Source organism: Brenneria uluponensis, from assembly GCF_032395385.1.
GTDB classification, from domain to species: Bacteria; Pseudomonadota; Gammaproteobacteria; order Enterobacterales; family Enterobacteriaceae; genus Prodigiosinella; species Prodigiosinella aquatilis.
Genome location: NZ_CP135917.1, coordinates 4,505,141 through 4,517,203, shown reverse-complemented (window position 1 = coordinate 4,517,203; position 12,063 = coordinate 4,505,141). Strand labels below are relative to the sequence as shown.

Sequence of the window (12,063 nt, the reverse complement as noted above, 5' to 3'; positions counted from 1 at the left end):
TTTACGTGCATTTACTTGAATGATTGATGTTTTTTTAAGGAGTTCGTTATGAGTCAGTATGTTTTTTCGCCTGCTCCACAGGTTGCTATCCCTATTGTCGGCAGCGACACCCTGTTTCCAGTGCGCAGGGTCTACTGCGTCGGGCGTAACTATGCCGCACATGCCCGGGAGATGGGGTTCGATCCTGATCGTGAACCGCCGTTCTTTTTCTGCAAACCGTCCGATGCGGTCGTCCCGGTCTTGAAGGGCGAAACGCTGATGCTGGATTACCCGGCGCAGACCGACAATTACCACTACGAAATCGAGCTGGTGGTAGCCATTGGTAAAGGTGGAAAAGACATCCCGGTAACAGAAGCGCTGAGCTATGTTTACGGCTACGCCGCTGGGCTGGACATGACCCGTCGCGATCGTCAGATAGATATGCGCAAGATGGGCCGCCCTTGGGAAATTGGCAAAGCATTTGACCGTTCCGCCCCCATCGGGCCGGTGCATCCGGTGGCGGGTTGCCCAAACATTGAGCAGGCGGCGATCTGGTTGCAAGTCAATGGTGAAGATCGGCAACGCAGCGGTGTGAACTTCCTGATCTGGTCGGTCGCGGAAACCATCAGCTATCTGTCCGCCTTTTTTGAACTGCAACCCGGCGACTTGATTTACACCGGCACGCCGGAAGGTGTAGGGCCGGTGGTCAAAGGCGACACAATCACTTGTGGCGTTGAAGGGTTGACCGAACTGACTGTGGCTATTCGCTAAAGGCACATAAAAGGATGAAATCATGAAGTTATTCACCTTTTTCAACAGTTCGGCATCTTACCGCGTCCGCATTGCGCTGGCGTTAAAAGGCATTCGCTACGATGCTGTGGGCGTTAACATCCGTAACGGCGAGCAGTATCACGATGATTATCTGGCGCTAAATCCAATGGGCGTCGTGCCGGCCTTGATTACCGATAGCGGGCAGCAGATAGGCCAGTCACTGGCTATTATTGACTATCTTGATCGTCGTTATCCGGAGCCTCGTTTGATACCGGATGATGAACAGCAACGGGCGCAGGTGTTGGAGATTGCCTTCGCCATTGCTTGCGATATCCATCCGGTCAACAACATGCGCATCCTGCACTACCTGGGCGACGAGCTGGATGTGTCTGAAACGGAAAAAAAACGGTGGTATGCTCACTGGGTCAAACAAGGCCTCGGAGCGGTGGAACGCTTGCTGGAACGGGGAGATGCTGGCGACTACTGCGTCGGTGGGCGCGTTACACTGGCTGACTGTTGCCTGATTCCACAGTGGGCCAATGCCAAACGCATGGGATGCGACCTGTCTGCTTATCCATACTGCCAGCGGATTTATCAGCACTGCACCGCGCTACCAGCGTTTATTGCCGCCGTACCCGAGAGGCAGGCTGACGTCATCCCTGCATAAGTGGGGGATGACTCTCCTCGTTTTCACGGGGAGAGTCATCGCGGTCCGTTGTTATCTGCCAGGGTTAGTGTGAACGTCAGGGAAACGCTGCTGTAATTCTTTCCAATCTGGCGCTCCTGCGGCTCCCTGGCTGGCAACCACACAGGCCGCGACACGATTTGCCAAATCAACCGCATCATGTAATGACCAGTCGGCTGCCAGACCAGCGAGCAGGCCGCCACAGTGGGCATCGCCTGCACCAATGGTATCGACTACATCAACTTTATAGGCTGGTACTTCCTGAGCGGCAGCGTCGGGAGGACAAATCCAGGCTCCGGCCTTATCCAGACGGCAAATCAGCCATAGTCCGTTTTGTTTCGCGTAATGGGATGCCTGTGCGACGGTATCACCCCCGCCACACAGGTAGCGAGTTTCATCCCGGTTTAACGTCAACAGCGTATTTGTGCCAGGTAATGCCTGAAAGAATGTGGCAGGAATATCCGCGATCCGCGGGCCAGGATCGATCACTTTGCGTTGCGGTTGGTTCAGCAGCCATTCACGCAGGGCGGCACCGGTTTCTCCGGCAAGTTCATAGCCGCTGGCATAGATCAGCGCATTTTCTGGCGGTGAGAGCAGTTGCAGTAATTCTGGTGTCCAGATGGACTCGCAACCGGTAATGGACACAAACGCGCGGTCATTACCATCTCGCTCCGCCAGTGCCAGGCACCAGCCGTTGTCTTTTTCATGATTGCGTAATAAAACGGGGAGGCCGAGTTTAGTCATGGCCTGCTTGACCATCTGCCCCCAGTGGCCGTTGCCGACAGGCATGCCGTTAATCACGGGAACCTGTAACTGGCAGAGAGCTCTGGTGACGTTAAACGCACAGCCACCGACTTGTCGTCCACCATCTTCAGCTTCAATATCCTCACCACTGAACGGCAGACGTTCCACCGATAACACCATGTCGCATACGGCACCACCGATAGCCACTACGGGCACTTTTGCCTGAAAAATACTCATAGTTGTTTTTCCTGTGGCTTAATCATCAGAAATAACGCGTAAGTCAGCAGGCTGATACCAAAAGAGATAAAAATGCCGAGACTGGAGCTGGCAAAAATGCCTTTTGCCAGCGGGCCATCAATGAATCCGGTTTTGGTGACCATTAATCCGCTCAGAGCACCTAACGCCCAGCAGAACAGCGGTACCCAGCGGACGCCCTGATTTTTACCGTCCAAACCGAACAGTGCCGCAGTGTTATAGCCGTGGTGCTGACGCAACCAGAGGTAATCCAGAATGAACATCGCCGCCCAGGCTGCCAGAAAGACGCCGCAAAAAATCAGAAACGAGATGAATGGTGTCAGAAAGTCGCCGGAAACAAACAGGACGTAAATAGACACACCCAACATCAGGATGGCGTCAATTGCTACGGCGACAGATTGAGGCACTTTGATACCAATCGTCAGCAGGTTGAGACTGGCGGAGTAAAGGCTCAGTACCGCAATGGTCACAATCCCGGCGGTGGCGGCCAGCAGATAGGGAACGGACATCCAGGGTGGCAGCACGGTGCCAATCAACGCGATGGGATTCGCAGAACTGGCCAGATCCGGCAACTGTGAGGACAGCAGGATACCGGCTAGCATCAGAAGCACCAGTGGCAGACAGGCCCCACCTACCACGGCATAAAAGAGGTGGTTGCGTGAGGTAGTGGGACTTTGATAGCGGCTGTAGTCGGCACCAGCGATGGTCCAGCCTATACCTGTGCCGGCGGCAATCACCGAAACTGCCGGTAAAAAACCGGTCAGCCAATTGCCGGAAGGCATACTCAACACCTGAGCCCAGGGGGTATCGAATAAAATATAAACCGCCACAATCAAGGTCATGGTGCCAAAGATCTTGCTGAACCAGCTTTGCATCATGAACAGCGTATTCTGGCCTAGCAGGCTGACGATAATCGTCAGACCGGCAAACAGCAGCAGGCATACGGTAGTTAGCGTCGTACTGGCGCTAAATCCCAACGCTTCAAAGAGTGCCGCCAGTGTCATGGTACCGGTAATGACATTCACCGCTTCCCAACCGATAAGGTTAAACCAGCTAAAGGCGGTGGGAGCGATGTTGCCTTGCAGACCAAAAATGGTCCGTGAGAGCGTCAGGGTAGAAGTACGACCGGTTTGGCCGGCAAAAGAGGTGTAACCCACCAGGGAAAAACTGGCAACGCCGACCACTGCCGCCAGTACTGATTGAATAAAGGACAAGCCAAACGAGACGATGATAGCACCATAAACAATACCGAGGATGCCGATGTTAGCCGCGCACCAGATCCAGAAAAGTTGCATTGGGCTGCCGGTGCGTTCTGCCTCCGGCACCAGGTCAATACCGGTATTTTCTACTTTCCATGTTTTGTTTTGCTGGTATGTATCTTGTTGCTGGATTTCACCCATGTCGGCGTACTCCTTTTCAGCCTGAGCTCAGAGAGAATAGCGGCAAGGGGGATGAAATCAACCGAGTTGGCCTGATTGATTGTAGAGATCCATGCCGCAGGAAAAGCACTGATACCGTGCAACGCGCCACAAATAGCGGTTGCCATGGCACCTATCGTATCCGTATCACCACCAAGATTGGCGGCTAATATGGCACAGCGCTGGGGGATGGTTGCGGCGAGTTCGACAATGGCCAGTGCCATTGGCACTGATTCCAGAGTATCCATACCTGCACCCAGCGTATCATAAAGCTCTGATAGTGCCAGGGGATCGGGTAAGTCTCGAAGGTTCTCTACAAACGTGAGTGCCTGCATAATTCGGCGGCCCAATTGCGGGCAAAAAGTGGTGATGTGTTGCTGCTGAACTTCTTCCGTGAGTACAGGTAATTCAGCCTTTATTTCTTCCCAACTGGCACCTTCAATGGCACGGCTGATTGCCCAGGCAATGGCAAAAGCACCTGCAACAGCGATATCCGATTTATGGGTAGGGCTGGATGCCTGTCGTACCGCGTCAATAAATGCCATTTTATCGGTGGTTGCCATCAGGCAGCCTACTGGCGCGATACGCATAGCCGCACCATTGGTTACACCATTGGCAACGATGTCATGAACGGAAATACCCGTTCGGATAGCGTTTAATGCGGCCTTGGAGCTGGGACCCAGCACATTTTTTTCAAACGCATTGATGTGGTCGGCCCAAGACAAAATATGTCTGGCAATGCGCTCGGGCTCGACCTCACCATTGGCTTCAATAACAGCATTTAATAACGCAATGGCTTGCTGTGTATCGTCTGTATATTCGCCGGCAACAAATCCCTTCGCGGCGATGTTTTCATCAGGACCGGGCAGGAAATCGCTAATCCAGCCAAAATGGTGGCGGACCTTTTCCTGCGGCCATAGTTCTGATGGCATCCCCATCGCGTCACCCACAGCTTGCCCATACAAGCAGCCGAGGATGGCGTCGTGAGGATTTCTCTTTACGGTCATGAAATGACACCTGGTGTTGGCTCTGATACCTGATTCCTGTTTTTAAATGTACAAAAAGCACTCGACAATAGCAAGTCCAATTTAATGCCTTTATAATGCCAATATAAAGCCTAAGGACTTTGTTATTGTCTACTGGCACATTCAATGGGTTGTGATTCACAATAAATAATGATGTCGGATTTACTGCGATAACTATAAGGCAACTATGCAAGCGCTTTTGACCAAAGTACGGGGAATATTGGAGCAGCCATCGTCGGCTCCCCGTTATATGCAGTTGGCTGCTGCTCTGGAGCTGTGCATTGGCCAATACAATAATCTTTCCGGGCAGTTTTTGCCGCCGGAGCGACAGATTGTCCAGTCACTGGGGCTTTCACGTGTAACGGTTTCCCGTTCACTGGCATTACTGGAAGAAAAAGGGCTGATTGTGCGGCAGCAGGGAGTGGGCACTCGTATTACTCAGCAATTAGATTATGCACTGAATAAAGAGGACGTGGGATTTACGGCGCAGATACAGCAACGCGGTGGTATCGCCGGTAATATCTGGTTGGAACGTACCCAATTGCCCATCCCTTCAGCGTTGATAGCAGAAATGAAACTGTCGGCTGGTGCGATGGTAACCAAGCTACGCCGGGTGCGTCTGCTCAATGACGAACCCATATCGTTGGAGACGGTATGGATCCCGCAAAAGTGGTTACCGCACCCCGAAGAAGTGGAACTTTCACTGTATCAATATTGGGCGGATCGCAATATTTTCCCACAAAACAAACGTTATCGGCTGCGAGCAGTGAGCTGCATGCCCGAGATTGCCGAACACCTGGGCGTTTTGGCAGGCACGCCACTGCTGTTAAGCCGTCAGCATACTTATAACGCTCATGGTGATCTGTTGGAATACTGCGAAATTTACTGCCGTAGTGATATCTACGAGTTTCAGGTGTCAGAATAAACTCCATCCACCAGCGACATGGCCGGTGGATGTTTGGTTTTGATAGTAGATGTTATTGACGTGGTGCATCAGGATCAGGGCCTAATCGTTTACCGCAGTCCAGCTTGGCAATTTCACTCAGCTCTTCTTTATCCAGACGAAAATCGAATACATCGAAATTTTCCTGGATACGGGTAGGTGTGACTGATTTTGGAATAACGACAAAGCCATTATCCAGATGCCAGCGGATGACAATCTGCGCTGGTGTTTTGCTATATTTTATGGCCAACGCGCGAATAATCGGCTGATCAAAAACCCCTTCACCACCCTGAGCCAGCGGACTCCAGGATTCGGTCTGGATATGATGAGTGGCATTCCAGGTATTGAGGGGACGTTGCTGCATCAGCGGGTGCAACTCTATCTGGTTGATAACCGGCAAAATGCCTGTTTCATCTTTCAGTCGTTGCAAGTGGTGGGGATGGAAGTTACTGACGCCAATGCTTTTGGCCAGTCCCTGTTCTTGTAGCTTGATGAGCCCTCGCCAGGCGTCAGCGTAGGTATCCTGCTGAGGTAACGGCCAGTGGATCAGATAAAGATCGACGTAATCCAGCTGTAGTTTGCGCAGGCTCTCTTCCAACGCTTTCTGCGTATGTTTCTGATCAGCATTCCACAGTTTGGTGGTAATAAACACCTGTTCCCGGGGGAGATTTGCCGCCTTTAAGGCCTGACCGACACCCTCTTCATTCTTGTAAATGGCGGCGGTATCAATCGCCCGATAACCGGTTTTCAGGGCTTCAGTAACCGCAGTGATGGTCTCTTCATTACTGGCCCGCCAGACACCTAGCCCCAATTGCGGCATAAGGTTTCCGTCGGCCAGCTTGATCATCGGGTGCATCGTCATGTCACTCTCCTTTTCCGATGGTTTAATCGCAGTCATCTGCGCTTAAACGACGTTATTGATACTGAACCGGCAACATGTCCGTCATTATGGTGTTATGCCGTTCAGTCAAGAAAATCGGGTATCTGAGGCGATGATGGAAGAGGTGCTTATCCGGCCGGTGTAATAAGCCCCGCATCGCGGGGCTTATAGCATTTACAGCGCAGCAATGATCGCCTGTTGTTCCTGTAGTTTAGCCTTGTCTGTGGCATAACTATCCAGTTTTTCACGTTCTTTAGCGACGACAGCCTCCGGCGCACGAGCCACAAAGCCTTCATTGGACAGCTTGTTTTCGATACGGCTGATTTCAGCGTCGATTCTGGCAACTTCTTTCACCAGACGATCCAGTTCTGCCGCTTTATCGATAAGACCCGCCATTGGTATCAGCAGTTCAGTACCGTCCACCAGTTTGGTGACAGACACCGGACCTTTATCCCCGGCTGGCAGAATCGTGATGCTCTCCAGACGAGCCAGCGTTTGCAGGAAGCTACGGTTCTGTTCTACACGACGCTGGGCTTCAGCACTGGTATCACGCAATAGCACATCCAATGGCTTGCCGGGTGCGATGTTCATTTCAGCGCGAATGTTACGTATCGCGATGATGGCCTGCTTGATCCATTCCAGATCGTTCAGTGCCTGAGTATCTTCCTGTGCGGCATCAAATGTCGGGAACGGCTGTAGCATAATTGTGTCGGCCGTAATTCCCTTCAACACTTTCACTCTCTGCCAGATGGTTTCTGTGATGAACGGAATAATCGGATGCGCCAGACGCAACAATGCTTCCAGTACCTGTACCAACGTATGACGGGTGCCGCGCAGTTCAGCATCACTGCCACCACTCATCACCGGTTTGGTCAGTTCCAGATACCAGTCACAGAACTGGTTCCAGGTAAATTCGTACAACACATTGGCAGCCAGATCAAAGCGATAGCTATCCAGTGCTTCACGGTAGGCTTTCACCGTGCGGTTGAATTCCGCCAGAATCCAGCGATCTGCCAGCGACAACACTTTATCGCCGCCCTGCGCGCCACAATCCTGACCTTCTGTGTTCATCAGTACAAAACGGCTGGCGTTCCACAGCTTGTTACAGAAGTTTCGATACCCTTCCAGACGCTTCATGTCCCAGTTGATATCGCGTCCGGTGGACGCCAGCGCCGCCAGCGTGAACCGCAAGGCATCAGTACCATGCGGTTCAATACCATTCGGGAACTGTTTCTCGGTACGTTTCCGGATTTTCTCTGCCAACTGTGGCTGCATCATGTTGCCGGTACGTTTCTCCAGCAACGCCGCCAGTGAAATACCATCCACCATATCCAGCGGGTCAATGACGTTCCCTTTGGATTTGGACATTTTCTGGCCTTCTTCATCACGAATCAGACCGGTCATATAGACAGTATGGAACGGAACCTGTGGTTTGCCATTCTCATCTTTGATGAAGTGCATGGTCAGCATGATCATGCGGGCAATCCAGAAGAAAATAATATCAAAGCCGCTCACCATCACACTACTGGGATGGAAGGTTTTCAGTTCTGGCGTCTGTTCCGGCCAACCGAGGGTGGAGAATGTCCACAATCCGGAGGAGAACCAGGTGTCCAGTACGTCTTCATCCTGCCTCAGCACGATGTCGTCGGCGATGTGGTTTTCACGGCGCACTTCCGCTTCATCACGGCCTACATAGATTTTGCCTTCGGCATCGTACCAGGCGGGAATGCGGTGACCCCACCACAGTTGGCGGGAAATACACCAGTCCTGGATATCGCGCATCCAACCGAAGTACATATTTTCGTATTGCTTCGGTACAAACTGAATCTGGCCGTCTTCAACTGCTTCTACGGCGACTTTTGCCAGTGGTGCTGTACGCACATACCATTGGTCAGTCAGCATGGGTTCAATCACCACACCGCCGCGATCGCCATAAGGGACGGTGTAGTCGTGTATTTTAATCTCTTCCAACAATCCGAGTTCATCAAAGGCCGCGACGACGGCTTTGCGGGCGGCAAAACGCTCTAACCCTCGCAACTGCGCCGGAATTTCATCACTGTAAACCGTGCTGGTTTCACCGTTGGTATCAAAAATTTCAGCTTCCTGACGGATATCGCCATCAAATGTCAGGACGTTGATCATCGGCAGTGCATGACGTTTGCCGACGTCGTAGTCGTTGAAATCATGCGCCGGGGTGATTTTCACACAGCCGGTTCCTTTTTCCATGTCGGCGTGTTCATCACCAAGAATTGGAATACGGCGACCAACCAACGGTAAGATTACTTCTTTGCCAATCAGATCGTTATAGCGTGGATCCTCTGGATTAACCGCCACGCCGGTATCGCCGAGCACAGTTTCCGGCCGGGTTGTGGCTACGACCAGGTAATCTTTGCCATCAGCGGTTTTCACACCGTCGGCCAGCGGATAGCGCAAATGCCACATGGAACCTTTCACATCGCGGTTTTCCACTTCCAGATCAGAAATGGCGGTACGCAGTTTCGGGTCCCAGTTCACCAGGCGTTTTCCCCGGTAAATCAGGTCTTCTTTATATAAGCGGACGAACACCTCTTTCACCGCATTGGAAAGACCGTCATCCATTGTGAAACGTTCACGCTCCCAATCTACAGAGTTACCCAGGCGACGCATCTGGCGAGTGATGGTACCGCCGGATTCGGATTTCCACTGCCAGATTTTGTCGATAAAAGCCTCACGACCATAATCATGACGGGTTTTGCCCTCTTCTGCGGCGATTTTACGCTCGACCACCATCTGAGTTGCGATACCAGCATGATCTGTTCCTGCCTGCCACAAGGTGTTTTTACCTTGCATCCGCTGATAGCGGATCATGGTGTCCATGATGGTTTGCTGGAAAGCATGACCCATATGCAGGCTGCCGGTGACATTGGGCGGCGGAATCATAATGCTGAAGCTTTCTGTGCCGGTATCGCCGTTAGGCTTGAAGTACCCTTGTTTTTCCCAGTGTTCGTAGAGTGGCTGCTCGATATCTTGCGGGTTGTATTTCGTTTCCATTATGCTCAAAATTCAGTGGGTTGGCGGTGTTGCCGTGGTCAATTGGAAGCCGACGCTGCGATAGGCTTTGTAGCGATCGCGCGCCAACTGTTTCAGAGATTCTTCATAAGGGACGAAGTCTATCACTTCATGGAAAGCGGTGGCAAAATCTGCGAATTGCCCTTGCAAATTAATGAGCAGATCACGTGGTGCATTACCACGGCGCTGAGGCCAGGAAAGTTCTACTGGTGCGCCTTGTCGTGGGCCTTCTCCCGCCAGGTTATGCGGTACAAAGGCGTGAGGATCTCGTTGCCACAATGCTTCGTCCAGTCGTATGGCCTGCTGTTCATCTTCACAGGCAATCAGTATGCGCTTTCCCGCACGCCAACGTTCCGCTGCCAGTTCACAGGCCAGTGCCTCGCAGGCGCTCAGTTCGCCGCTTTTACTGTCGTGTTCAAGAAGATAGAACGTTGTGTTTTTCATAGTTTCCTGTGTGTTTCCATCGAAGACTGTCGCGCGCTTCTATTTTCTCCGGGCGGTGACGATGTCTTACGCAGGAATCAATCCATTTAAAATAAATACATTAATAGTAATGATGAATCCCCGCTTGCGCGGGGATTGCCGTAAATGGGCAGACATTCATAGGGACACATAACCATTGTAACGTACTGCCTTAGCTGATACCGCCCGTCAGTTTATTCTGCGTCGTTGAAACCTGCGCGACTAAGCAGAAACTGCGACAATAGCGCCACCGGCCGACCCGTCGCTCCTTTGGCTTTGCCGGAGCGCCAGGCTGTTCCGGCAACATCCAGATGCGCCCAACTGTATTTGCGGGTAAAGCGCGACAGAAAGCAGCCTGCGGTAATAGCACCGCCTGGACGTCCACCGATATTGGCCATATCGGCAAAGTTGGATTCCAGTTGTTCCTGATACTCATCTGCTAATGGTAACCGCCAGGCGCGATCGCCTGCCTGTTCCGATGCACCCAGCAATTCATGTGCCAGCGGATTGTGGTTCGACATCAGTCCGGTGATATGGTGGCCAAGTGCTATCACGCACGCGCCGGTCAGCGTGGCGACATCAATGACGACGTCAGGATCGAAGCGCTCTACATAGGTAAGAGCATCACATAATACCAAACGGCCTTCGGCGTCGGTGTTGAGCACTTCCACCGTTTGCCCAGACATCGTGGTTAGTACGTCGCCAGGACGGTAAGCACGACCGTCCACCATGTTTTCACAGCCGGCCAGCACGCCAATGATATTCAGTGGCAAAGACAGTTCAGCGGCCATGCGCATTACGCCATAGACCGCAGCAGCGCCGCACATATCGTATTTCATTTCGTCCATGCTATCGGCGGGTTTGATGGAAATGCCACCGGAGTCGAATGTCAATCCTTTGCCCACTAGCACGATAGGCTTAGTATCAACTGACGGATCGCCCTTATATTCGACGACGGACATCAGTGATTCGTGCTGTGAGCCCTGGCCAACAGCCAGATAGGCGTTCATTCCCAGTTCTTTCATCTGCTGTTCGCCAATCACGCGGGTGGTGATATGGTCGTAGGTATCGGCCAACTGACGCGCCTGAGACGCCAGATAAGCGGCATTACAGATATTAGGCGGCATGTTGCCTAGATCTTTTGCGGCTTTGATACCAGCAGCAATTGCCAAACCGTGCTGAATGGCGCGTTCGCCGGAAGTCAGTTCACGGCGAGTGGGAACGTTAAACACCATTTTACGCAGTGGACGGCGAGGTTCGACTTTGTTGGTTTTTAACTGATCGAAGGTATAAAGCGTTTCTTTGGCGGTTTCGATGGCCTGACGTACTTTCCAGTAAGTGTTGCGGCTTTTTACATGTAACTCGGTCAGAAAACATACGGCTTCCATTGAGCCGGTATCGTTGAGTGCATTGATGGTTTTCTGAATTACCTGTTTGTATTGGCGTTCGTCAAGCTCGCGTTCTTTTCCGCAACCGATCAGCAAGATGCGTTCGGAAAGAATATTCGGTACATGGTGCAGGAGCAATGATTGTCCTACCTTGCCCTCAAGCTCGCCGCGGCGAAGTAACGCGCTGATGTAGCCGTCACTGATTTTATCGAGTTGTTCAGCGATAGGGGACAGACGACGCGGTTCAAACACGCCGACGACAATGCAAGCACTGCGTTGTTTTTCCGGGCTACCGCTTTTTACGCTGAACTCCATGTACTCTCCTGAATCTTAAAGACAAAAACGGGAACTACGGCTAGAATATGATACTCCGTAATACTTCCCGTCGTTGCGTTAACATAACCTGTGTTAATCTAAACGACGTAGCGAATCTGTTTTGGTGATTATAAGCAGGTTCTGATAGAA

10 protein-coding genes are annotated in these 12,063 nt (G+C 51.9%); 3 read left to right on the top strand and 7 right to left on the bottom strand.

Annotation, left to right across the window (positions count from 1 at the left end; translation table 11 throughout):
* Window positions 1–48 precede the first annotated feature (48 nt).
* Window positions 49–750, top strand: a complete 702-nt coding sequence (locus tag RS889_RS21065) for a fumarylacetoacetate hydrolase family protein (protein WP_315708612.1) — start codon at window positions 49–51, stop codon at window positions 748–750.
* Between the two features lie 22 nt (window positions 751–772).
* Window positions 773–1,417: a maleylacetoacetate isomerase gene (maiA, locus tag RS889_RS21060; protein ID WP_021014212.1), complete on the top strand. Its 645-nt coding sequence runs from the start codon at window positions 773–775 to the stop codon at window positions 1,415–1,417.
* 51 nt (window positions 1,418–1,468) lie between these two features.
* Here maiA and RS889_RS21055 read toward each other — a convergent pair whose 3' ends face one another.
* The 3 genes from RS889_RS21055 to RS889_RS21045 are packed head-to-tail and all read right to left on the bottom strand — an operon-like array spanning window position 1,469 to window position 4,859.
* Window positions 1,469–2,416: a PfkB family carbohydrate kinase gene (locus RS889_RS21055; RefSeq protein WP_315708611.1), complete on the bottom strand. Its 948-nt coding sequence runs from the start codon at window positions 2,414–2,416 to the stop codon at window positions 1,469–1,471.
* On the bottom strand, window positions 2,413–3,834 hold the full coding sequence (locus tag RS889_RS21050) for a purine-cytosine permease family protein (protein ID WP_315708610.1): 1,422 nt from the start codon (window positions 3,832–3,834) through the stop codon (window positions 2,413–2,415). The genes RS889_RS21055 and RS889_RS21050 overlap by 4 nt, the downstream gene beginning before the upstream one ends.
* A complete protein-coding gene (locus RS889_RS21045) occupies window positions 3,780–4,859 on the bottom strand; it encodes an ADP-ribosylglycohydrolase family protein (protein ID WP_021014215.1) in 1,080 nt (359 codons plus the stop codon). The genes RS889_RS21050 and RS889_RS21045 overlap by 55 nt, the downstream gene beginning before the upstream one ends.
* Before the next feature lie 205 nt (window positions 4,860–5,064).
* Here RS889_RS21045 and RS889_RS21040 point away from each other — a divergent pair, with 205 nt between their 5' ends.
* Window positions 5,065–5,802, top strand: a complete 738-nt coding sequence (locus RS889_RS21040) for a GntR family transcriptional regulator (RefSeq protein WP_315708609.1) — start codon at window positions 5,065–5,067, stop codon at window positions 5,800–5,802.
* A 52-nt stretch (window positions 5,803–5,854) separates the two neighbouring features.
* Here the strand turns inward: RS889_RS21040 and dkgA are convergent, their stop codons facing one another.
* The 4 genes from dkgA to pepA form a co-directional block, all read right to left on the bottom strand.
* A complete protein-coding gene (dkgA, locus tag RS889_RS21035; protein ID WP_315708608.1) occupies window positions 5,855–6,682 on the bottom strand; it encodes a 2,5-didehydrogluconate reductase DkgA in 828 nt (275 codons plus the stop codon).
* A gap of 192 nt (window positions 6,683–6,874) precedes the next feature.
* Window positions 6,875–9,730, bottom strand: a complete 2,856-nt coding sequence (locus RS889_RS21030; RefSeq protein ID WP_315708607.1) for a valine--tRNA ligase — start codon at window positions 9,728–9,730, stop codon at window positions 6,875–6,877.
* Window positions 9,731–9,742: 12 nt separating this feature from the next.
* Window positions 9,743–10,192, bottom strand: coding sequence for a DNA polymerase III subunit chi (locus tag RS889_RS21025; protein ID WP_021014219.1), 450 nt, complete (start codon window positions 10,190–10,192; stop codon window positions 9,743–9,745).
* Window positions 10,193–10,404: 212 nt separating this feature from the next.
* Window positions 10,405–11,913, bottom strand: coding sequence for a leucyl aminopeptidase (gene pepA, locus RS889_RS21020; RefSeq protein ID WP_021014220.1), 1,509 nt, complete (start codon window positions 11,911–11,913; stop codon window positions 10,405–10,407).
* Between the last annotated feature and the right edge of the window lie 150 nt (window positions 11,914–12,063).

What these genes read in the sequence shown, in the direction of transcription:
- RS889_RS21065 (WP_315708612.1), top strand. Translation starts at nt 49, where the DNA reads ATGAGTCAGTATGTTTTTTCGCCTGCTCCACAGGTTGCTATCCCTATT.
- maiA (WP_021014212.1), top strand. Translation starts at nt 773, where the DNA reads ATGAAGTTATTCACCTTTTTCAACAGTTCGGCATCTTACCGCGTCCGC.
- RS889_RS21055 (WP_315708611.1), bottom strand. Translation starts at nt 2,416, where the DNA reads ATGAGTATTTTTCAGGCAAAAGTGCCCGTAGTGGCTATCGGTGGTGCC.
- RS889_RS21050 (WP_315708610.1), bottom strand. Translation starts at nt 3,834, where the DNA reads ATGGGTGAAATCCAGCAACAAGATACATACCAGCAAAACAAAACATGG.
- RS889_RS21045 (WP_021014215.1), bottom strand. Translation starts at nt 4,859, where the DNA reads ATGACCGTAAAGAGAAATCCTCACGACGCCATCCTCGGCTGCTTGTAT.
- RS889_RS21040 (WP_315708609.1), top strand. Translation starts at nt 5,065, where the DNA reads ATGCAAGCGCTTTTGACCAAAGTACGGGGAATATTGGAGCAGCCATCG.
- dkgA (WP_315708608.1), bottom strand. Translation starts at nt 6,682, where the DNA reads ATGACGATGCACCCGATGATCAAGCTGGCCGACGGAAACCTTATGCCG.
- RS889_RS21030 (WP_315708607.1), bottom strand. Translation starts at nt 9,730, where the DNA reads ATGGAAACGAAATACAACCCGCAAGATATCGAGCAGCCACTCTACGAA.
- RS889_RS21025 (WP_021014219.1), bottom strand. Translation starts at nt 10,192, where the DNA reads ATGAAAAACACAACGTTCTATCTTCTTGAACACGACAGTAAAAGCGGC.
- pepA (WP_021014220.1), bottom strand. Translation starts at nt 11,913, where the DNA reads ATGGAGTTCAGCGTAAAAAGCGGTAGCCCGGAAAAACAACGCAGTGCT.